The sequence below is a fragment of the Mesorhizobium sp. M1273 genome (assembly GCF_040318195.1).
Lineage (GTDB): Bacteria > Pseudomonadota > Alphaproteobacteria > Rhizobiales > Rhizobiaceae > Mesorhizobium.
Window position 1 is genome coordinate 21904 of the sequence record NZ_JAMYLV010000046.1, and the last position, 20953, is coordinate 42856.

Genomic DNA, 20953 nt, shown 5'->3' on the forward strand with positions numbered 1-20953 from the left:
GCCGCACACAACCATTTTTGCAGGGAATGAAACATCATGGCCGCCCGCTATTCCGCCTCGGAACTGGAACAAATCGAGAACTGGCTGACGAGCGGACTGTCGGCCGTGAAGATCGCCACCCGGTTGACCGCGCTGCGCGGCCGCCCGGCCTCGCGTGCAGCCATCATCGGCATCGTCCACCGCACCGCCCGTTTGCGCACCATCGGCCTTGCCAGATCCAAGGGCTGGTGTGGCGGACGCTCTGGCGGCCGGCTCGGAAATTCGGCGCCTGAGCCATCAAGCACTGCTGATCAAGCGGAGTCGGCTCCGAAGGCCGAGCCACGCTGCCGCCCGGCAAGGCTGTCGGCCAGGCTGGCGCCGCCGGCCTGGCAGCCGGGTCCGGCTCGGATCACCGGGACCGATGGCGCACCGCTCGAAATGCCGGCGCCGCGCCCGATCGCCGCCGGCGGCCGCCAGCCGCATTTCGCCGCCATGCGCTTCATCGATTGCCTGTTCGAGCGCTGCCGCGCGCCGCTCGACACGACGCCGCAGGAGGATGGGGAAAACGACGCCCCCGGCAGCCGGCCAGGTTTGGACATGCTGTGCTGCGGAATGCGCACGAACCCATCGAAAAGCTACTGCGCCTATCACGCGGCGCGCTTCCTGCGCACGCTGCCGGCCGAAGCGATTTGAGCCCGCTGCAATGAGGCTGGAAGTTAGCCAGAGCCCGACGACCAAAACCCAGGAGGACCGAGCCGATGAGCACCAAAACCGCCCAAAAGGTCAAAGCCAGGCCACCGAGATTGCCGAAAGGCGAGGCCGAGCAGGTGCGCATCCGCAAGGAGATCGGCCATGATTTCGCACTGAAGGACGACCGGTTCGGCCGCAAGCGGCTGGCGAAGGGGACGCAGGAAGGAGCGCGCCTCTATGAGGTCTCCAATGACGGCCACACAGCGACCGGCGGCATCGTGCGGGTGCGCAACGTCGACCCGCTGAGCGGCCTCACCTCGCTGTCGCGCCAGCAGCGCGAGGCGGGCATGCGCTACCGCCAGGATTTCCGCAACTCGTCCGAGGCAACCGCCAAGCCGATGGCCTGGGCCGAGCGCGTCGACGGCGGCCGCACCGGCAGCGGCGTCGCCGAACACATCCTGTCCGCCGGCCGCGACCATGCCGAGGCCACCAGGGCTCTTGCCCACTGGGAGATCGCCGGCATCGTGCAAAAGGTCTGCTGTGCCGACGCAACGGTCAAGAGCCTGGCCGAACAGGCCGGCGAGCCGCGCGACGTGGTGGTGAAACTACTCAAGATCGGGCTCGACATATTGGCCGTGCATTACGGCATGATGCTGATGCGCAAGCCGAGGTGAGAAGCCCCGCCGATCCGGCCGGCACTACCGGCCGGATCGATCCGTCAACGACGGCAGACACGGATTCTTTCGATAATCCGGTGGTGATGACGCCAGTGCCTGATGACTTCGGTGTGGCAGCGCCGGTGGTACCGGTACCGGTAGCGCGGCGCGTAGTCCTCGTTATAGACATCATAGCGGTAACGGGGAACGTACTCATCGTCGTAATCGGAATACCGATGGTGGCGATAGTAATAGTCGTCGTCGTCATAGCCGTTGCCGATGCCGATCGTGACGCTGCCGCCGGCATTCGCCGGGCCGATCACGGAAGCCGCCGATGCGATGGCGATCACCGAGGCAAGCAGGAGCTTCTTCATAGCTACCTCCTTCTTTAACGTCCCTCTAATAGAAAAACCCCCGAGGGGCAGCCTCGTTCCATAGATTGGCAAGATGTAACGAACGGACGGGCCCGAAGTTTAGCGCCTGCTGGCGCGAAAACGCCGCTGGCTGCGCCGGGGTCGGATCGTCGACGCAGCGTGGCCGCTCCTCTCATCAAACAGCGGCAATCGCGCGTCAGTCCCGTCTTTTGCCGACGTCTGCCTACAGAACATGGCCCAGTTCCAGCAAAACGAACGCGGTCGCACCCAGCACAGCGAGGGCGTAGGCCGCATAAAGAACAAGCAGCATCACCTCAAAGTCCCGGACGAAGCTTGCGGCAATCCTGGTCTCCTTAGGCTCTGCTTTCTCGATGCGGTCGGTTTCCAACTCCTCCGTTGCCATGACGAGGCAGACAATCCTGTCGTTGTCGGCCGCCTGCAATATCCGTTCCGTCAAATCGACTGCAATCACTGGATCATCGGCCAACTGATCCCGCGATAGCCGGCTTTCAGTGACGGTCTGGATTTCACGCTTTCTCACGCACGCATAATTGCGTTGACTAAATTAGGTTCCACTAAAATATATAGATTGCCTCGACCCGATCACGACGTGGTGAGGCGTGAGCCCAGCTGGGCGGGGAACCGCCGCCCGAGGTTCGCATTTGTCGACTGTCGGGGCGAATCGCGATCCGCATCCTCCGATCAAAGGGCGCGGGCTTCTTCATAGGCTGCTACGATGCGCCATTGCTGGTAGGTCGCAATGCCAAAGCAGCCAAACTCTCATATCGCGAACGCAGCGCCGACGTCTTCGGTGCTGACCGGTTATGACGAAGATCGCATGCTTACTTATATCCGGCTGCTCGACGCTTCGGCGGAAGGAACGGACTGGCGCGAGGTCGCCCGCATCGTCCTGCATCTTGATCCGGAGCGGGAGCCGGAGAGGGCTTTCCGGGCGTGGGCGACACATCTGGCGCGTGCACGATGGATGACCAGGAAGCGGAACGAGTTGCGCCAGTAGCATAAAGAGCGGTGCGGACGAGCACCCTGACATTTAAGCGGAACTGCCGTTTCGGTCTGGCCGTTGAGGGAGAAGGCCAACATGGAAAAGCGCCCAATGACTTCTTGGCGAGCCAATACTTTCGAGTTGTGCTGCCTTCTTGCAGTTCCGCTGTCGCTTCTCCTTACCGTTTTCCTGGCGGGTCTCATCCTTAGCTGACCCCGCATGGTTGCTTGCCGAGAGGCTGAGTCGTGATCCGACAAGATCCGGAACCGTTACTTTACAGCCGCCGCCATCACATCCGAAAACAGCGCCCGCTCCACCGCCGGTTCCAGCGTTTCGGCGAAGGGCGTCGCCAGGTGGTGGCGGTCGCGGAAGGCTAGTTTGCCGTCGATGAAGACGTGGCAGGTGGTCTGGTCGCAAAAGCGGTCGGTCATGTCGATGTAAGCAGCGTTCGGTGTCGAGCGCACGATATCGCGCTCGATGGTGGCGATGTCGTCGTTTGCCGCCATGATCCTCGGCGTGTCGCATGTCGCGGGCGTCTGGCCCCGCCACAGCGCCCGCGCCACGCATTTGTCGGCGTAGCTTGCATTGTAGGGAACGTCCCTGATGACCGCGACCTTGATGCCGGCCTGGCTGAAGGCCTGAAGCGTCCAGGTGAGGCCCGTCCGCCACTGCGCTTGCCAATCGGCGTGCCTCAACTCCTCGGGCGATTCCTTCATCACATTGCCGATCGAGAACTCCGAGATCACCACCAGTTGGGGGTGGAGCGCGATGATGTCCTTGACCGACTGCTCGCGCCATTGGTCGCATTCGGTGTAGTCGCGCTTCAGCCGCCAGTTCCAGGTCGTCACCCGCGAAGCCCGGCAGGAGGATTTGAGAAAGGTGACGACGCGAAAATTGTTCTTCTCGGCCGCCTTGATCAGCGGCGTCGACCAATGGTCGGCATGCGAGTCGCCGAACAGCACGACCGAGCGCTGGGCATCCTTGCGGCCGAACATGCAGGGTTTTGGCTTGACGGTCTCGAAATCGAGCACGCAGCCGCCATTGCTCGCGCGCACAGTAGAGAGCTGCGCGGCGCTGTCGGCGATGACGTGCTGTTCGGGGCTGAGATTGTGCTCGGCAAAGCGCGCATTGCCATAGGCCGCAACCACGCCGGCGCCGGTCAGCGCGACGGCGGGCACCAGCGCCCGCGCTGCTCCGGCCATCAGCCAGCCGTTGCGGCGGATCGGGTTCTCGATGAAATGATAGGTGAACATCGACAGAAGCAGCGTCAGCGCCGCGCAGGCAAGGCGGTCCAGGATAGACAGACCGGGAACCACCATCGCCGCATAGACGATGACCGGCCAGTGCCAGAGATAGAGCGAATAGGACAGCCGGCCCAACCATTGCATGGGCGGCAGCGCCAGCACGGCGCTCGGCAGATTGCGGCCGCCGCTGCCGCTGAGCAGCAGCAGCACGGTGCCGGCAACAGGCGCCAGCGCATTCACCCCGGGAAACGGCGAGTCTTCGTCCAGCATCAGATAGGCCCAGGCGATCAGCGCCAGACCGAGGCATGCCTGGAGCGTGGCCAGCAGCGGCCGGTCGCGCCAGATCTTTGCCGGCGCCATGGTCGCGAGGCCGCCGGCGGCGAATTCCCAGGCCCTGAGCGGCGAGAAATAGAAGGCCCAGGGCTGCGACACTTCCGTCAGCCAGGCGCAGGCGGCGAAGGAGGCCGCGCCGGCGACGCCGATGACGATTATAGCGGCGCGCTTGCCGGGACGCAGCCAGGCGGCGGCAAGAAGCAGCGCCGGCCATGCCAAATAGAACTGTTCCTCGACCGAGAGCGACCAGAAGTGGATGAACGGGTTGTTGGTGGCGTCGGCGGCGAAATAGTCGAACGACCAGCGGATCAGCCAAAGGTTGATCATGTAGGCGGAGGCGAACATGGCGCCTTTCGAATAAAGCGCCTGTTCCTCCGGCGACAGGATGAAGTAACCCGCGAACAGCGTGGCGAGGATGACGAACAGTGCCGCCGGCAACAGGCGCCGGGCGCGCCGGGCGTAGAAGCGCCAGAGGTTCAGCCGCCCGGTCTCGGTAATTTCCGTAACCAGGTGGCGGGTGATCAGATAGCCGGAGATGACGAAGAAGATGTCGACGCCGGCAAAGCCGCCGGGCAGGCCGGACAGACCAAAATGGAAGGCGATGACACCCGCCACCGCCAGCGCGCGCAGCCCTTCGATGTCAGGCCGAAATGATGCAGACACAATCACCTCATGCAAGGAATGCCCACCTCGCAGAGGCTCGACCCGATGCGACGATATTGCAATGCAACAAATCTAACGCAGTGCAACATAGGGGGAGGGCGCGGCTCCTCCAGTTCCTCGCGTGGGCGGTTCACTCACACGAGCGATTCGAGAGCCACTGATATGGAAGCGAAGCGAAGGGTGCCGAGGCGATCACGCCTTTTTCAAAAACTCGGTCTTCAGCACCAGGCCCTTCACCTGCCTGGTGCTGCATTCGATCTCGCCGGGATTGCCGGTGAGGCGAATATTCTTCACCAACGTGCCGCGCTTGATCGTCTCCGACGTGCCTTTGACCTTGAGATCCTTGATCAGGGTCACGGAGTCGCCCTCGTGCAGCGCCGTGCCATTGCTGTCTCTTATGATCGCGTCGGTCATGGCAGGTCTTTCGTGGGACTCCGGTGGGAGGTGGTCGGGCCAGTCCCCGGCCTATCCCACGCTCGGCGACAAGGTCAAGCGTCAAGCGGGGTCAAGCGTCAAGCGGGGTCAAGCGTCAAGCGGGCCGTCCGCCAATACTATGCGGGAACGGCCGACCGGAAAACCCAGGTTGCAAGCAGACGGTGCCCCTGGACCATAATGTCATTGCCGCTCCGGCCGGCGTCGCGATTTCAAATGGCTAGGCACCCGCCGGTATGAGTGCGGACTGGAAGGTCGCGAAAGGGCCGCCCGCCCTTTCGCTTGGCCCATTTCGCTTGGCAAGAAGCCGACGGTTACTTGTTGAGCTGCTTGGCCATCTTGCAGAAGTCGGCATGCATCTTGGCAATGCCTGCGTCGCTGCATTCCTTCAACATCATGGCCCGGTCGCTCGTGGACATGGCCATCCATGCCGCCTTGAATTCGGCTTCCGACTTCATGGTCTTCATGCCGGCGTCGGTGAAGAAGGGCGTCATTTTCTGCGGATCGTCGAGCGCCGAAGTGCCAGTGGCACCGGCGGCAAGCGCTGCGCCGGTCATCATCGAAAGGGCCATCGCGCCCATGCAAAGCGTCTTGAAGTTCATGATCATTCCTCCTGAGCTGCTGCTTTGAGGTTGTCCATCAGCGATCTACGAAGGAACGGTGTTTTGACCCAAAAGTTCCACGTTCTGGCGCAGACATGGAACAGGATTGCCCGTGACGTCATTAATGCAAAAAATTCTACCATGACTGAATTTGCCGCGCTGCCGACCAGGGCAATCGGCGTCCAGCTGGGTGAGACGCTGCGAAGTTGCAGGCCGGCTCAATATGCCCGATCATGGCGACGGCGGAGCGGAGGTATCAAGTGGCGGCAAATCGTCGAAACGACGCGCACCTGTCGGAGCCCCGGCGGGCGGGCATCGTTTCCGCGGCCAGGGCGCTTCCGCGCACATCGTTGCCCAGCGTAGCGTCGGTCGTGACGGCCGTCGCGGCGCTCTATTTCGGGCGCGAGGTCTTTCTGCCGATCGCAATCGCGCTGCTGCTTACCTTTGCGCTCGTGCCCATGGTGTCGGCACTCAAGCGAGCCGGCATTCCGCGTCTTCCGGCCGTGATCGCCAGTGTGCTCGGCGCATTCACCGTGCTGGCGCTGTTCTCCTTCATCGTCGCCACGCAGGTCAGTGAACTGGCGCAGAACATTCCGCTCTACCAGGCGAATATCCTGACCAAGGTCCGGTCGCTCAAGGAAACCGGCGTCGGCGGCGGCATCGTTTCCAGATTGAGCCGGGTGATCGAACGCGTCGGCCAGGAACTCGACAGACCCGAGCCCGTACAACCCGCCGCCGATCAGCCTCCGCGGGAACCGATCCCGGTCGAAATCGTCGCGCGCGAACGACCGCTCGAGGTCCTCCAGAATCTGATCGGCCCGCTGCTGAGCCCGCTGGCATCGGCCGGACTGATCGTCGTGGTCGTCATATTCATGCTGCTCGAGCGGGAGGACCTGCGCGATCGCTTCATACGCCTCGTCGGCTACGGCGATCTGCATCGAACCACCGAGGCGCTGCAGGATGCCGGCAAGCGCGTCGGCCGCTATCTGCTCATGCAACTGGTCGTGAACATCGTCTATGCCGTCCCGATTGCAATTGGACTTTGGCTGCTGGGCATACCCAATCCATTGCTGTGGGGTTTGCTGGCGCTGGCGCTGCGCTTCGTTCCCTATATCGGCCCGGTCATCGCGACGCTGTTGCCTCTGTTCTTGGCGCTTGCCGTGGCGCCCGGCTGGTCGCTCGTGCTCTGGACCGCAGGGCTTTTCGTCGTGGTCGAACTGATCACCGGCAACGTGATCGAACCCTGGCTCTACGGCTCGCGCACCGGGCTGTCGCCATTGGCCATCATCGTTGCGGCGATATTCTGGACCTGGCTCTGGGGGCCACTGGGCCTGGTTCTGTCGACGCCGCTCACGGTCTGCCTCGTCGTGCTCGGCCGCCATGTGCCGCAGTTCGAATTCCTCGACGTTCTGTTCGGCAACGAACCCGTGCTCGAACCGCACGCCCGGCTTTACCAGCGGCTGTTGGCCGGCGATCCCGAGGAAGCGACGGACCATGCCGAGGAGATGCTGGACGAAGAATATCTGGTCGAGTTCTACGACAAGGTCGCGATTCCCGCACTTCTGCTCGGCGAGCAGGACCGGGTGCGTGGTGTGCTGAGCGACGAGCAAAGACAGCAGGTCGCGGGCAGCGCGCTGACGATGGTGGCGAACCTCGACGACAGCGCGCAGGAGGAGGCGGAAGCGGACGACACGGCCGCGGCCGAGGACAACGGCTCACGCGAGGACAGGCACGTTCAGGGGGAGGTTCAGGGCGAGGAGTACACCGAACTGCCGGATGGCACGGGCATGTCGGTGCTGTGCGCCGGCGGGCGCGGCGAACTCGACGACGCGGCGGCCGCCATGCTGGCCCAGGTGCTCGAAGTCCAGGGCGCTACGGTGTTGAGAGCGAGCTTCGCCGAGATGGAACCGGGGAGCATTCGCCGCCTTGAGCTCGACGCCGTCGATAGTGTCGTCATCGGATTTTTGAACCGGGATTCCGTCAAGCACGGGCGGTTCCTGGTCCGTCGGCTGAAACGCACCAAACCAAGGTTGCGAGTGGGCATCGTGTTGTGGTCGGAAGCCGACAGCGACAACCAGGAGGCAGATGCCAGATTGGCCAACGAGATCAACGCCGATTTCGTCGCACATGGCATGGTAGACGCGGTGCTCGGTGCGTTGTCCAGCGCTCCGCCGGTGGCGCTGAAGACCACCGCCAAACGCCGCATGCGCCGCCTGACGCCGGCGCGCAAGAAAGAGCCGCTCGCCGCGGCAAAATGAGTGCGGCGAAGACTGCGGCAGGTCGGGTTATTACCGCTTTCGCGAAAGTGGTAATAACGAAACGGATCAGGTTATCTTCGCAAGGTCGCCCTGAACCGTCCGCCACGGCAAACGGCGCCAACCATCATATAGTCCAGAAATAGCGCACGGTATGGAAGAAGACCGGGGCGGCGAAGACCAGGCTGTCGGCACGGTCCATCATGCCGCCATGGCCTTCGATCAGATGGCCCCAGTCCTTTACGCCCTGATCGCGCTTGATGGCGGAGGCGACCAGCCCGCCAAGGAAGCCCATCAGGCAGGCGATGAAGGCGACGCCGGCTGCCTGCAGCGGCGAGAACGGCGTCAGGAACGACAGCAGCGCGCCGAGCAGGCTCGACGCCGCCAGCCCGCCGACCAGCCCCTCCCAGGTCTTCGACGGCGAGACCGTCGGCGCCAGGAGATGCCGGCCGAACAGCTTGCCGAAAATATATTGCAGCACGTCGCTGCCTTGCACGGTGATGATCAGGAAAGCGATCAGCAACAGGTTGCGGCCTTCGAAGCCTGGCACCTCGAGCGTCAGCAGCGCCGGCACGTGGCTGACGCAGTAGACCGAAATCATCACCGCCCATTGCTGCGCCGAGACGCGCTCGAGAAAGCGTTCGGTGTCGCCGTGCAGCGCGGTGATCGCCGGCATCAGCAGGAAGCAGTAGACCGGGATAAAGATGGTGAACAGGCCATACCAGGCGGTCCACACCAGCCAGTACTGGAACGGGATGACGATGCCGAACATGCCGAGCAGCACCCAGTGGTCGCTGCGGCGGCTGTGCGTCAGCGTCACGAATTCGCGCAGCGCGGCGAACGAAATCAGCGCGAACAGGATGGTCATGCCGGGGCGGCCGAAGAAGAAGGCGACGGTGATCGCCACCACCATCACCCACCAGGCATTGATGCGCTGGGTGAGGTTGACCAGCGTCGGCGACAACGGCTTTGGCGCGCGCCATGACAAGACGCCGGCGACGACGCTGGCGCTGATCAGCACCGCCAGCAGGCCGACAATCAGAATGAGGGTTTCGTGCATCATCGGCAGCATTTTGCCTTGGTCCTCAATCGTCTCGCTGCGGCCGGGGGTTCAGCGCCAGCAGCGTTTCGCGGGCGCGGTCGAGAAAGGCGCGGCGTTCCTCACCCGGTTGAATGGCGATCGGGGCGCCGAAGACGACGCGGCAAAGCAGCGGCACCGGCACGAATTGGCCCTTGGGCAGCACCCGCGACATGTTCTCGATCCAGCACGGGATCAGCTCGACATCGGGCCGCGCCATCGACAGATTGTAGAGGCCGGAGCGGAACGGCAGCAGCGGTTCGTCGGTCATGTTGCGCGTGCCTTCGGGAAACAGGATCAGCGAATGGCCCTGGTCGAGCACCGACAGCATGATCGAGATCGGGTGCTGCGTTTCATCCGTCCACTGCCGGTGGATCAGCACGGAAGACAGCATGTCCTCGGCAATGAAACGGCGCAGCCGCGACTTGCTCCAATAATCGGCGGCCGCCACCGCATGGGTACGGGCGCGTTCCTTCTCGCTGAGGCAGGCCGACAGCAGGATGAAATCGCCGTGGCTGGCATGGTTGGCGAAGTAGATGCGCTGCCGGTCCGATGGCTGGCTGCCGTTCCAGATCGGCCGCACGCCGGTGACCACCCAGGCCAGTGCCGACAGGCCGACCGAGGTCACCGTCTGCAGCAGGGTATAGGTGCTGACGCGAAGCTTTGTCATGGACGGGCTCAAAAGAATGCCGCGACGACCGAGGCCGCCGCGAACAGGCTGAAGGCGATACGCTGCTTGGCGAGCAGACGGCGCGTGCCGGCCATCCGCTGGTCGAGCGAGCGGCCACCGGCCGCCGTGGGTTTCAGCCGCATGCGCGCCAGCACGTCGTCGATCGCCGCAGCGCCGCCTGCTTCGCTGGCGTGGCTGGCCATCAGCCGGAACAGCAGCGCGTCGAACAAAAGCAGGGCCGAGAGAATGATTGTGGCTATGGCACCCGCGGCGGCGATCAGCCAGGCCGCCGCGGACAGCGACGATGTTTGCGGCGCCGTCGCCAGGCCGATGACCGGCGCCGCCAGCAAGGCAGCAGCAATCAACAGCAGCGGCCACGCCACCTGCACCATCAGTCCGGCGGCGAACGTCTCGGCCTTATCTCGAAAGGCGGTCATGTCGCCGCGTCCATGCCAAGATGCACAGGTCGGCCCGCGGCGGCGAGCTGGCCTCGCGCCTGATCCGGCGTGGCGGCCCGGCCACTGGCGACCAGCCATTCGGCGACGACGGCGGCGCTGCGCTGGAAGCCGAGCGCACAGCAGACCAGCACCGTGCCCTGGCCCCGCGCCGTCTCGATCGCCGCCACCGCTTGCGCACGCGCCTCGCGAGACGGCGGCAAAAGGTCGACCATGGGCAGGCTCAACCATCGGATCGAGGCGCCACGCGGCCGTTCCAATTCGCCGGCAAGGTCGATCACCGTGCCGAAGGCGTCGGCCTCGGCGGCGGTCGGAAAACGGCCAAGGGAAACACCGTCGGCGATGACGATCTGCGCCGGGAGCTTTCGCGTCCATGCCCACACATTGACCTTGGCGGCAACCCGGTAGGGCCACAGCAGAAGACGGCTGGCCAGCGACACGCGGCCATCGGCTGTTTTCTGGAACACCTTGGCGCCGGCGCCGGCATAGGCGAAAGCGACTATGGCCAGCGCCAGTGCCGGCCACAACAGGATGAGCCACAGCGCCGAGACCAATGCGCCGGCGGCAGCACCGGCCAGCGCAAAGGCTGCGCCAAGCGCATAGAACAGCGCCAGAAGCCGCGCTTTCGGGTCCGCGGTCAGGCGGAAGCCGGCGAAAGGCAAGGCGCCGTCGCGCGGAAACAGCCACAGCGCGAAAAGACCGAGCAGCGCGCCGGTCGGTATGTCGATGAAATGGTGCTGCCACGTCGTCAGCACCGAGGCGCCGATCAGGAAACACCAGACATGCCAGGCGACGCCGGCGATGCCGGTCAATCTGTGACGCCAATGGTCCCAGATGATGACCAGCAGCGCGATATGCAGCGACGGCGCCTGGTTGAAGGGTTTGTCGAAGCCGCCGAGCACGGCGAACATGAAGCCGGGCAGGCCGCTCGTCTGCGGGCGCACGAACGTGGCAGTCAGCGGGAACAGGATGAAGCAGGCGACGGCGACGATCTGTGCCGTCAGATAGCGGCCGGCGAGGCGGTCGACGCCGCTCTTCGAATTGTTCAACAGCAGCGACAAGCCGTAGAACAGGTTGATCGACCAGTAGGGCACGATCGTCCAGGCAAGGAACGGGATGCCATGCTCCCAGCCAAAGACGATGCTGCCGACGTCGTCGCGCCGCGACGCCAGCCAATTGGCGAAGCCGTAGGTGGCGTAGAAGAACGGCGCCACAAATGCCAGCCACAATGCGGCGCGCAGGACGATCCCGGGATACGGCTCGCGCGGCAAGGCCGGAAGGGCAGGGGCATCGCGAGGTGAGGCACAGGCAGGCAGATCCATGCTCAGACGCGCCGCGCGACCGAAACGGTGAAGATGCCCCACTGGTCGATGCGCTGGTCGAGCTTCTCGAAGCCGGCGGCCGCCACCAGCTGGTCCATCTCGGCCTGCGTGCGGCGGCGCATCACCCAGGCCTGGCCGCCGCGGTGCGAGGTCAGGCTGCGCGCGATCATCTCGAGCTGCGGATGCCAAGGCTGGTTGGTGTAGACCAGCAGGCTTCCGGGCTGCATGGCGCTGGCCAGTCCACCGAGCGAGCGGGCGATCATGGCATTGTCGGAAAACAATTCGTAGAGCCCCGAGACGATGGCGAGATCCGGCGCCGGGTCGAGCCCGGCCAGCAGCGTGGCGTCGAAGGCGTCACCTCGATGGAACGAGACGGTCGCCGGCAGCTGGCGCTCGGCGATCAGCTTGCGGCCGAGCGAGACGTTGAGCTCGGAGAAATCCTGCAGCCGCACGCTTGCCGGCGGCGCCGCGCCTTTCTGCACGGCATCGAGCACGTAGCGGCCATGGCCGGCGGCGATATCGACGATATGGACCGGCCGGCCGGCGGCCTTCAGCGTCTCAACTGCGCTGCCGATCAGCTCCTCCAGATGCAGCTTGCGCTGGCGGATGCCGCGCCAGCCGATGGCATCGAGAAAGGTGCGGTCGATCATGCGGCCAATGGGGCTGATGCCGCGCGCCTCGTTCTCATAGACATAGTCGAGCGTCGAGCCGGAATCGAAGCCGGTGGCAATCCCCGTCTTCATGCCGGACGACAGCCAGGCGCCCATGCGGATCGAGGCGCGGCTCATTGCCCAGTAGAGCCCCCTGGGAGACAGCAGCGGCAGCGGCGAGGCCAGCCGGTCGGCCTCGTCGCGTGTGTAGCCGGCACGGTCGGCCCCGGTCAGGTCGACCGGCTCTTCCGGCGCCGCGAACTGCTTTTCGAGGAAGGGCCTGATCAGGTCGAGTGCCTTGTGGCGGTCGCGCTCGCCCAGCGTGTCGTGGAAGAAGCCGGGCAGCACGTGCCGCTCCTTGGCCGGGCTCGCCAGATTGACGAAGAATTCGTGCTGCGGTCCATGCCGCACCACCCAGTCGCTGCCGGAGATCAGAAGCTGTGTCGGCACGGTGATGGCGCGGGCGTCGGCGACGATGCGCGCGGCATGATCGTAGAGCTCGACCAGGATGTTGGAGGCGATCGGCCGGGTGATCAGCGGGTCGGCGTCGAAGGAGGCGATGCGCTCGGGGTCATGCGTCAGGAATTTCGCCTTGACGTAGGAATTGACGAAGAAGCGGCCCTTCAGCTTCTGCCACAACGCAATGCCCTGCTTGGCGAAGGGTACGTAGAGCTTGACCGAGAAGGCCGGCGAGGCCAGCACCAGGGCGCGAATGTCAGGCGCATAGTCATGCACCCAGGCGGCGGCAAGCACGGCGCCGAAGGATTGCGCGATCAGCGCGATGTCGCGCCGGGCAAAGCCGTCGCTGCCGATCTCGCGCACGAAGCAATCGATGTCGCGCACCAGCGCGGCAAACGACGGCGCATAGCCGCGTTCGCCGGCGGAGCGGCCATTGCCGCGCGCGTCCCAGGCATAGAAGGCGTGATCGGGCATCTGGAGCTCGTCGACCAGATGCGCCATGCGGCCGCCATGCTCGTGGCCGCGATGGAACAGCAGGATGGCGCCCTTGCGGTTTTCCGACAGCGCCGGCCAATAGCGGTAGAAGATCTCGGTGCCGTCATGGCTCTTGAAGCTGCGCTCCTGCGCCACCCGCTCGATATTGGCTGGAGCCACCGCGGCAACCGTCTGTTGGTGAAGCATGTTGTTCTCCCTGGCGAGACCGGAATTCAGCTGCCGCTCCCGTTAAGGCCGCTGCGTATCCGGTTGATGGCGGTCGCCAGCGAGAGTGTAGCCATGGCCGGAAACACCAGCGGCGTGAGCGCCGGGACCCACAGGCCGGACGCGATAAGCACGGCGAGGATGCCGAGCGCCAGCGCCCGGTCGCTTTTGCCGAACGGGCCGGCATAGTTGCGCCCGGTTCCGGCGGCGATGCCGAGCACGCCGGCGAACTCAGTGATCATAGCCGCGATCGCAAATGCAACGACACCCCAGGCGGGAAAAATGACGGCAAATGCCAGGATCAAAGCGAGGTCGGAGATCATATCGCAGAGCTCGTTGAGATACATGCCGAGCTTCGAGGCCTGGCCATGTTCCCTTGCGAGCATGCCGTCGATGGCATTCAGCGCCATTCGCGTAAACAGCACGAGCGGCATCAGCAGAAAGACCGCGCGATGGCCTGCAAGGACTGCCACCGCAAGGCCGGCGGCGAGCGAGAGGGCAGCGGCCAGCAGTGTGATCTGGTTGGCGGTGACGCCGGCCCTGGCCAGGCCATCGGCAAGCGGCCGCAGCCTGGCCTGGAAGGCCGGTTTCAGCGCATAAAGCGTCGGCATATGCGAACCCCCCGGCCGCGGTGCAAATGATGTTGGCGAGGATGGTCAATTGCCGCGCAAGACGCAAGGGCGGCGCCCTGCCACTTTTCGACATCCGGTTGCGTCGGCGCTAGCTTTCGCTGTCGCCACTGTCGCCCGGGAACCGTGCGGGCAAGCTTTCTTCGGCCGCCGCCCAGGCGCGACTATGATAGCGCCGCAGGATGAGAATGCATGTCGCGAAGACCGCCAGCCCGCAAATCACGCCGGGCGACATGCCCCCGCCGAAAGCGGACTTAACAACGATGCCGGTGAAGACGCCGGCAATGGCGCCGTTGATCGTGCCCACCATCCCCGCGGTGGTCATGAAATATTGCAGCGGCGAGGGTCTGAGGCCCTTGTCGACCAGCACCGCCGAGGGGTCGTCATGCGTGGAATTGACGAGGTATCTTTGCAGGACCGGCGCCAGTTCGACGAAATAGTGGCGGATCCTGGCCATGCCGCGGGCATGCACCATGTCCTCGATGGCAACCTGCACCGCGCGCACAAAGGTGACCAGTCCGATGAAGAAAAGGCAAGGCAGCAAGATCAGGCTGAACAACACGAACGGCCTGCCCATCTCCGTGACCTGCGCGACGAAGGACAAGGCAATCGTTGCGCTTGAGACCGAGGTCAGGAACAGATCGGCTCTCTGGTTCGCTTCCTGAATGGTCGCGGCGCGAGCGTTTTGCAGCACGAAATGCTCGGTCGTCAGGCACTGCAGGGCGTGCTGCGCCTGGTCAGGCGGAACCGGAGCGTCGGGAGAACGGGTCATCGACATTTGCCCGCTTCTGCCCGCCGGAACCGGCAGGCAGAAGGGGCGTCGTCCTACGAGCCGTCAGGACTTGCCGTCGCCGCCGGTGATGGCGATACGCTTGGCCTTTGCCTGGGCGCGCTCCGTCTTGGGCAGCGTCACGCTGAGCACACCGTTCCGGAACGCGGCGTTCACCTTGTCTTCGTCGACTTCGTAGCCGAGCGGGATACGCCGCTCGAAACGGCCATAGAAGCGTTCGGAGAACTGCCTGTCCTTGTCCTCGGTCTCTTCGCGCTTCTCGCCGCGCAGCGTCAGCACACCGTCATCGAGCAGCAACTCGACGTCTTTCTCGTCCATGCCGGGGATCTCGGCGGTGACGCGGATCTCCTTTTCGCTATCGGAGATTTCGACACTCGGCCAGCTGGCGCGGGCAGCGGAGAAGCCACCGAGCGACGGCAGCCTCGTGTCGAAGCCGCGGAACGCCTCGTCGAACAGGCGGTTCATTTCGCGATGCAGCGTCAGGAAGGGATCGCCGTCGCCGTTGCGGAACAGGCTGGGGGGCTGATTGTTCTCCCGGCCCCACGGAATGAGATCACGAATAGCCATTGCATAGTCTCCTTTCTCGACTGGTGCATTCAGGCAGCCTGCTTGTTTGCTTCGCCCTGCGCGACCTTCGGCCCGGTCTTCGGCGAGGCGACATCGGTCGCGATGGCGATGCGCCGAGGCTTCATCTCCTCTGGCACCTCACGTACCAGATCGATGCTGAGCAGGCCGTTGTCGAGCGAGGCGCCTGCGACCTTGACGTGATCGGCAAGCTCGAAACGGCGGGTAAAGGGCCGTGTGGCGAGGCCATGATGCAGATACTCCGCGTTGTCCGGCTCCTTGTGCTGGCCGGAGACAATCAGGAGGTTGGGTTCATGGGTGATTTCGAGGTCGTCCTCGGAAAACCCGGCTACGGCGATGGTGACGCGGTAGTTGTTCTCGCCGCTGCGCGCGATGTCATAGGGCGGCCAGGCGTCGAAGGCCTGCGGAGCATTTTCCAGCAGGTTGAAGACGCGGTCGAAGCCGATGCTCGACCGATAGAGCGGGGAAAAGTCGAATGCGGTTCTCATAGCTACATCCTCCATCGAGCAACATAGATACGAGGGGCGCCAAAGAGCTGGCGCTCCCTGGTTCCGCCGGCCCCATTTCGGCGACCGGTGCCTTCGATCTGGTTATTGTCCGCCGCAAGTCAAGACCCGGTGGCTCTCGCGTTGCCGGTTTTTCGGGCCGGTTTTCGGTCGGTTCGGCGAGGCTGCCAATCTCGCCACAAGTGGGGAGATGTCCGGCACGAGATTGCCTGTCTGGTTTCAATTGCCAACGCTGACTTCCCCGGCCGGTTATTGTCTGCAGCAGGTCAAGACCCAGATTTCTTGTGTTGCCGGGCCCGTTCCCGGCACTCGCAGATGGAGCTGACCATGACACGCGACGAGATCATTTCTGTGCTGGGCCCGGTCGACGAAGCCGTGATCGCCGACATTGCGGCGACGGACGGGACGGTCCAGGAATTGCGCGAGGCCCTGGCCTGGATCGCCGCCGACGAGGCGCTGGTGAACGAGGGCCGACCGCTGCCGACGGCAAGGGTAGCGACGCTGATCGAACTGCTGCAAGGGCCGGACGAGGAGGAATAACCGGCTGTTGCCGCGATGCTCTTGAACCGCGCAAAGGGACGAACCATGTCCTTCAGCGGCGCCGGCCGGCCGCCGGTGCCGCCAGCATAACGTTGCTTGCTCAAACAAGAAGACGATCAGAAAACAAGGAGGAAGTGATGGACGACGTCCGCTTCGCCGAGCCGATCACGTTGAAATTCCAATCGAGCGAGCGCAAGGTCGCCAGCAGTTGGGAAGCCATCGAATGCATGCGCCAGCAGTGGCCGGACCGTGCACGCGGCCGGAGCTGGCGCGCCGCCTATCGGACCTGCCGCGACGCGCTCGACGGCTGGCGCACCGCGCGTGATGCGCGCAAGGCCTTCGTCAGGGCGGCGCGCAAGGCTGGATTGCTCGCCCGCAAGCCTGTCGACCACGCCGGCTAGTCCGGACGCCCTCCGATATTGTGAGATCCAAAACAAGTGGGGGAGAGTCAGCTACCTCTTTCCCCCGCTTCGGAGGCACTTTGTTTGCTGTCTGGCGGCAGATCGGCTTGCTCCTCAGTGGACGGTGATAATGCCGTTTACGGCCCGCCATTCGGACGGTTGGATCAGACGGTGATGAGCCACGCGCACCGAATGTAGCGGGCCTTCGATCTCGCGCTCCCAGAAATCGAGGAAATGCTTCAGCGTCGGGAAATCAGGGGCGATATCGTATTCCTGCCAGATATAGAGCTGAAGCAGGCTTCGATGATCGGGCAGACGGTAGTGGATCTCCGCCGTGGTGAGGCCAAACCCTTGCATCTGGAGCTGAAAGTCCCTGCTGGTCATGCAATCCTTCCTTTCCCAATGAACCTCGGTCTGCAAAACGCCTCGCCTTCCACATAGGTTCCAGCCGCCGGCAAGCGGCTCAGGAGACGGACAGATTTGGAAATCCGGCCGGGTCATCGCGCCGGAAACGGCGAATGTGCGAACAATTACAGCGTATTGGCACTCTCAGGCGTCGAGTGCTAAAATTTTTGCATGATCCTCTTGAAAGCTGAAAAAAGCGCGACTAGTTCGTATGCGCGCGATGCCTGATGAAGAGATCGCGCACCCCGTGCCGGGCCGATATTGCCGGTCCGGTCAGGAGGATGTTCGAAGATCTGCTTGTCCCGAGAGGAGAACGACATGGCGTTCCGTCCATTGCATGACCGCATCCTGGTCCGCCGCATCGAGGTCGACGAAAAGACCGCGGGCGGCATCATCATCCCCGACACCGCCAAGGAGAAGCCGCAGGAGGGCGAGGTCATTGCCGCCGGTCCGGGCGCGCGCGACGACAGCGGCCAATTGCAGCCGCTCGACGTCAAGGTCGGCGACCGCATTTTGTTCGGCAAATGGTCCGGCACCGAGATCAAGCTCAATGGCGAGGATCTGCTCATCATGAAAGAGAGCGACGTGCTGGGCGTGATCGAAGCCACGGGCGAAATGAAGAAGGCTGCCTGAGCGGGGCCTGAACAAGCATTCCAGTCAACGAAAAGCTGCCTATCGAGGAGTGTTCCAATGGCTGCCAAAGATGTGAAATTTCATACCGAAGCCCGCGAGAAGATGTTACGCGGTGTCGATATGCTTGCCAATGCGGTGAAGGTGACGCTCGGTCCCAAGGGCCGCAACGTTGTCTTCGACAAATCGTTCGGCGCGCCGCGCATCACCAAGGACGGCGTGACGGTGGCAAAAGAGATCGAGCTCGAGGACAAGTTCGAGAACATGGGCGCTCAGATGGTCCGCGAAGTTGCTTCGAAGACCAGCGACACCGCAGGCGATGGCACCACGACCGCGACGATTCTTGCTCAGGCCATTGTCAGGGAAGGGGCCAAGGCGGTCGCTGCCGGCATGAACCCGATGGATTTGAAGCGCGGCATCGACAAGGCGGTCGACGCCGTGGTCGCCGACCTGAAATCCAATGCCCGCAAGGTGACCAGGAATGACGAAATCGCTCAGGTCGGCGCCATCTCTGCCAATGGCGATGCCGAGATCGGCCGCTTCCTCGCAGAGGCGATGGAAAAGGTTGGCAATGAGGGTGTCATCACTGTCGAGGAAGCGAAGACCGCTGAGACCGAGTTGGAAGTGGTCGAAGGCATGCAGTTCGACCGTGGGTACCTCTCGCCCTATTTCATCACCAATCAGGATAAGATGCGCGTCGAACTCGAAGAACCCTATGTGCTGATCCACGAGAAGAAGCTGTCCAACCTGCAGGCCATGCTTCCTGTGCTCGAAGCCGCCGTGCAATCCGGCAAGCCGCTGTTGATCATCGCCGAGGACGTCGAGGGCGAGGCGCTGGCGACGCTGGTCGTCAACAAGCTGCGCGGCGGCCTGAAGGTCGCGGCCGTCAAGGCACCGGGCTTCGGCGATCGCCGCAAGGCCATGCTGGAGGATATCGCCATCCTGACCGGCGGCACGGCGATCTCGGAGGACCTCGGCATCAAGCTCGAGAACGTCACACTGGAGATGCTCGGCCGCGCCAAGAAGGTGCTGATCGAGAAGGAGAACACCACCATCGTCGACGGCGCCGGCCGCAAGGATGAAATCCATGCGCGCATCAGCCAGATCAAGGCGCAGATCGAGGAAACCACCTCCGACTACGACCGCGAAAAGCTGCAGGAGCGGTTGGCCAAGCTCGCCGGCGGCGTCGCCGTCATCCGTGTCGGCGGCTCGACCGAGATCGAGGTCAAGGAGCGCAAGGATCGCGTCGACGACGCCATGCACGCCACACGCGCGGCGGTTGAGGAGGGCATCCTGCCCGGCGGCGGCGTGGCGCTGCTGAGAGCGGCGAAGGCGCTCGATAATGTCGTCGTCGACAATCCCGATCAGAAGACCGGTGTCGACATCGTGCGTCGCGCCATCGAAGCGCCGGTGCGCCAGATCGCCGAGAATGCCGGCGCCGAAGGTTCGATCATCGTCGGCAAGCTGCGCGAGACGGGCGAGTTCGGCTATGGCTGGAACGCGCAGACCAACGAGTTCGGCGACCTCTACAGTCAAGGCGTCATCGACCCGGCCAAGGTCGTGCGCACCGCTCTCCAGGGTGCCGCCTCTGTTGCCGGCCTGCTGGTGACGACCGAGGCGATGGTGGCCGAGAAGCCGAAGAAGGAAGCTGCCGCACCGGCCATGCCCGGCGGTGGCGGCATGGACTTCTAAGGCCAGGCTTCCAAAGCGCGACTTCGAAACGGCAGATGGACCGTGCCCGCCAAAAGCGGGCACGGTCTTGCCGGTCCGGAACTAATGCTGAGCAGGTGTTGCCATGGATATGATGGACAGTTTTGGAAAGATCGCGGCGCCGACCCGCCCGAAAAACGATTTCAACTATGAAACCGACTGCAGGGCGGCGCTGGCGCCTTTGGTCGACGGCTTGTTGGATATGGCCGAGTCGGCCGGCTGGGACCGCGGCAAGGCGGCCTACACGCTGATGTTTCTGTCGGCTCAACGCGTGGGGGCCGGCACGGAGGAGCGCAAATGATCGCGGCGCGGATGCGCGAATGCCTGCGCCTGCTGCGTTGGTCGGAAACCGATTTCGCCGAAGAGGCGGGTTACCCGCTCGCCAAGGCAAAGGCGTGGCTCTACGGGCGCGAACATCCGCCGCTGGGCGTGGCGGCCTGGCTCGAGGCGCTGGTCAAGGGGCATCGGCTGCTGCCGCGGCCGGGCATGCAAGCCGTATTGCATTCACCGATCGACGCCGTCCTGCAGGCGGATCGAAGCGCCCGCGCGGTTGAGTTCCGCAAGGAGCCGATTGAGCCAGGAAAGGAGAGTTTCATGGATCGTGCTTCGTTCGACAAGCCGGTTACCATCCTCGCCGGCCTCGGTACGCCGACGAAGATAGAAAGCGCGGCTGAGGCTTATGCACTTTTGGCTGAGTGGCCGGCAACGAGCCGGACGGCCGCGCATGACATCGCCGCAAAAGCGTGCCGTGCAGCACTGGAAGGAGAGATCGACGCCGAGACGGCGCGCGCCACCTTCGTTGCCTTCGCCCGCCGCAACGACCTGCTTGCGCCGCAGACGAACGGGATGGTTGCCGGCGAGAGCGTTGCTGGCGCGACGGTTGCCGATTGGGCAACGCGCGCACAGCGCGTCAACGCCCCAGCCTGAGCGGTTGGAGAAGTCGCCAATCTCCCCCCTTGAGGGGGAGATGTCGCCGAAGGCGACAGAGGGGGTCGGTACGTCCTGGCGCGACGCCATGTTGGACGAAAGAGAAAGTTGGCGCCTCACGCGCGGCTATCCCCTCTGGCCTGCCGGCCATCTCCCCCCTCGAGGCAGGGCTATCGCATATGAGTGATGGCATTGATGAGATAGTCGTCGTTCCAGGCGCATTTCTTGATGCGATGGCTGATGGGAACTTTGGCAGCATCGGCGGC

The 20953-nt window shown here is 63.9% G+C and carries 25 protein-coding genes; 10 read left to right on the top strand and 15 right to left on the bottom strand.

Annotated features, from left to right (window positions below; all coding sequences use genetic code 11):
• Nucleotides 1-36: 36 nt before the first annotated feature.
• Complete coding sequence (locus tag NKH30_RS29935; RefSeq protein ID WP_352997784.1) at nt 37-672, top strand: high mobility group family protein; 636 nt, start codon at nt 37-39, stop codon at nt 670-672.
• A 65-nt stretch (nt 673-737) separates the two neighbouring features.
• Nucleotides 738-1343, top strand: coding sequence for a DUF6456 domain-containing protein (locus tag NKH30_RS29940; RefSeq protein ID WP_352472136.1), 606 nt, complete (start codon nt 738-740; stop codon nt 1341-1343).
• A gap of 44 nt (nt 1344-1387) precedes the next feature.
• Here the strand turns inward: NKH30_RS29940 and NKH30_RS29945 are convergent, their stop codons facing one another.
• Together NKH30_RS29945 and NKH30_RS29950 are read right to left on the bottom strand one after the other, a co-directional pair.
• A complete protein-coding gene (locus NKH30_RS29945; RefSeq protein WP_352467934.1) occupies nt 1388-1699 on the bottom strand; it encodes a hypothetical protein in 312 nt (103 codons plus the stop codon).
• A gap of 223 nt (nt 1700-1922) precedes the next feature.
• Nucleotides 1923-2186 (bottom strand): hypothetical protein, encoded by a 264-nt coding sequence (locus NKH30_RS29950; RefSeq protein ID WP_352997785.1) that lies wholly within the window; start codon nt 2184-2186, stop codon nt 1923-1925.
• 273 nt (nt 2187-2459) lie between these two features.
• On the opposite strand from NKH30_RS29950, the gene NKH30_RS29955 reads away from it, so the two are divergent.
• A complete protein-coding gene (locus NKH30_RS29955) occupies nt 2460-2717 on the top strand; it encodes a hypothetical protein (protein WP_352774435.1) in 258 nt (85 codons plus the stop codon).
• A 254-nt stretch (nt 2718-2971) separates the two neighbouring features.
• Here NKH30_RS29955 and NKH30_RS29960 read toward each other — a convergent pair whose 3' ends face one another.
• The 3 genes from NKH30_RS29960 to NKH30_RS29970 form a co-directional block, all read right to left on the bottom strand.
• Nucleotides 2972-4942 (bottom strand): acyltransferase family protein, encoded by a 1971-nt coding sequence (locus NKH30_RS29960; RefSeq protein WP_352774437.1) that lies wholly within the window; start codon nt 4940-4942, stop codon nt 2972-2974.
• A 192-nt stretch (nt 4943-5134) separates the two neighbouring features.
• Entirely contained in the window at nt 5135-5356 is a 222-nt protein-coding gene (locus tag NKH30_RS29965; protein ID WP_023675660.1) for an alkylphosphonate utilization protein, read from the bottom strand.
• Nucleotides 5357-5688: 332 nt separating this feature from the next.
• The gene (locus NKH30_RS29970) at nt 5689-5976 is read right to left on the bottom strand and encodes a hypothetical protein (RefSeq protein ID WP_352501220.1); all 288 of its coding nucleotides are present in this window, start codon (nt 5974-5976) and stop codon (nt 5689-5691) included.
• Between the two features lie 260 nt (nt 5977-6236).
• Between NKH30_RS29970 and NKH30_RS29975 the strand changes: the two genes are divergently transcribed.
• Complete coding sequence (locus NKH30_RS29975; RefSeq protein ID WP_352770583.1) at nt 6237-8234, top strand: AI-2E family transporter; 1998 nt, start codon at nt 6237-6239, stop codon at nt 8232-8234.
• A 124-nt stretch (nt 8235-8358) separates the two neighbouring features.
• Here NKH30_RS29975 and NKH30_RS29980 read toward each other — a convergent pair whose 3' ends face one another.
• From NKH30_RS29980 to NKH30_RS30020, 9 genes are all read right to left on the bottom strand, one after another.
• Complete coding sequence (locus tag NKH30_RS29980; protein ID WP_352541241.1) at nt 8359-9294, bottom strand: phosphatidate cytidylyltransferase; 936 nt, start codon at nt 9292-9294, stop codon at nt 8359-8361.
• Between the two features lie 22 nt (nt 9295-9316).
• Nucleotides 9317-9979 (bottom strand): lysophospholipid acyltransferase family protein, encoded by a 663-nt coding sequence (locus NKH30_RS29985; protein ID WP_352775642.1) that lies wholly within the window; start codon nt 9977-9979, stop codon nt 9317-9319.
• 8 nt (nt 9980-9987) lie between these two features.
• Complete coding sequence (locus tag NKH30_RS29990) at nt 9988-10416, bottom strand: hypothetical protein (RefSeq protein WP_352501219.1); 429 nt, start codon at nt 10414-10416, stop codon at nt 9988-9990.
• Nucleotides 10413-11756 (bottom strand): phosphatase PAP2/dual specificity phosphatase family protein, encoded by a 1344-nt coding sequence (locus tag NKH30_RS29995; protein ID WP_352997786.1) that lies wholly within the window; start codon nt 11754-11756, stop codon nt 10413-10415. Before NKH30_RS29995 ends, NKH30_RS29990 begins: the two co-directional genes overlap by 4 nt.
• Before the next feature lie 2 nt (nt 11757-11758).
• Nucleotides 11759-13546: a bifunctional alpha/beta hydrolase/class I SAM-dependent methyltransferase gene (locus tag NKH30_RS30000; RefSeq protein ID WP_352997787.1), complete on the bottom strand. Its 1788-nt coding sequence runs from the start codon at nt 13544-13546 to the stop codon at nt 11759-11761.
• Nucleotides 13547-13572: 26 nt separating this feature from the next.
• Nucleotides 13573-14175, bottom strand: a complete 603-nt coding sequence (locus NKH30_RS30005) for a CDP-alcohol phosphatidyltransferase family protein (protein ID WP_352501216.1) — start codon at nt 14173-14175, stop codon at nt 13573-13575.
• 109 nt (nt 14176-14284) lie between these two features.
• Complete coding sequence (locus NKH30_RS30010; protein ID WP_352997789.1) at nt 14285-14971, bottom strand: hypothetical protein; 687 nt, start codon at nt 14969-14971, stop codon at nt 14285-14287.
• 57 nt (nt 14972-15028) lie between these two features.
• A complete protein-coding gene (locus tag NKH30_RS30015) occupies nt 15029-15550 on the bottom strand; it encodes an Hsp20/alpha crystallin family protein (RefSeq protein ID WP_352541166.1) in 522 nt (173 codons plus the stop codon).
• Between the two features lie 29 nt (nt 15551-15579).
• On the bottom strand, nt 15580-16056 hold the full coding sequence (locus NKH30_RS30020; RefSeq protein ID WP_352453511.1) for an Hsp20 family protein: 477 nt from the start codon (nt 16054-16056) through the stop codon (nt 15580-15582).
• A gap of 345 nt (nt 16057-16401) precedes the next feature.
• Here NKH30_RS30020 and NKH30_RS30025 point away from each other — a divergent pair, with 345 nt between their 5' ends.
• Together NKH30_RS30025 and NKH30_RS30030 are read left to right on the top strand one after the other, a co-directional pair.
• Entirely contained in the window at nt 16402-16614 is a 213-nt protein-coding gene (locus NKH30_RS30025; protein WP_245274651.1) for a hypothetical protein, read from the top strand.
• Nucleotides 16615-16751: 137 nt separating this feature from the next.
• On the top strand, nt 16752-17015 hold the full coding sequence (locus tag NKH30_RS30030; RefSeq protein WP_352501214.1) for a DUF982 domain-containing protein: 264 nt from the start codon (nt 16752-16754) through the stop codon (nt 17013-17015).
• A 114-nt stretch (nt 17016-17129) separates the two neighbouring features.
• On the opposite strand, the gene NKH30_RS30035 is transcribed toward NKH30_RS30030, so the two are convergent.
• Entirely contained in the window at nt 17130-17399 is a 270-nt protein-coding gene (locus NKH30_RS30035; RefSeq protein WP_352457304.1) for an usg protein, read from the bottom strand.
• Between the two features lie 339 nt (nt 17400-17738).
• Here NKH30_RS30035 and NKH30_RS30040 point away from each other — a divergent pair, with 339 nt between their 5' ends.
• The 4 genes from NKH30_RS30040 to NKH30_RS33275 all read left to right on the top strand — a co-directional run bounded on the left by NKH30_RS30040 (nt 17739) and on the right by NKH30_RS33275 (nt 20687).
• Entirely contained in the window at nt 17739-18053 is a 315-nt protein-coding gene (locus NKH30_RS30040) for a co-chaperone GroES (protein WP_352457303.1), read from the top strand.
• 57 nt (nt 18054-18110) lie between these two features.
• A complete protein-coding gene (groL, locus tag NKH30_RS30045; RefSeq protein WP_352472117.1) occupies nt 18111-19742 on the top strand; it encodes a chaperonin GroEL in 1632 nt (543 codons plus the stop codon).
• A 103-nt stretch (nt 19743-19845) separates the two neighbouring features.
• Complete coding sequence (locus NKH30_RS30050; protein WP_352997790.1) at nt 19846-20061, top strand: hypothetical protein; 216 nt, start codon at nt 19846-19848, stop codon at nt 20059-20061.
• A complete protein-coding gene (locus tag NKH30_RS33275; protein ID WP_502911534.1) occupies nt 20058-20687 on the top strand; it encodes a DUF982 domain-containing protein in 630 nt (209 codons plus the stop codon). Before NKH30_RS30050 ends, NKH30_RS33275 begins: the two co-directional genes overlap by 4 nt.
• Nucleotides 20688-20953: the final 266 nt, after the last annotated feature.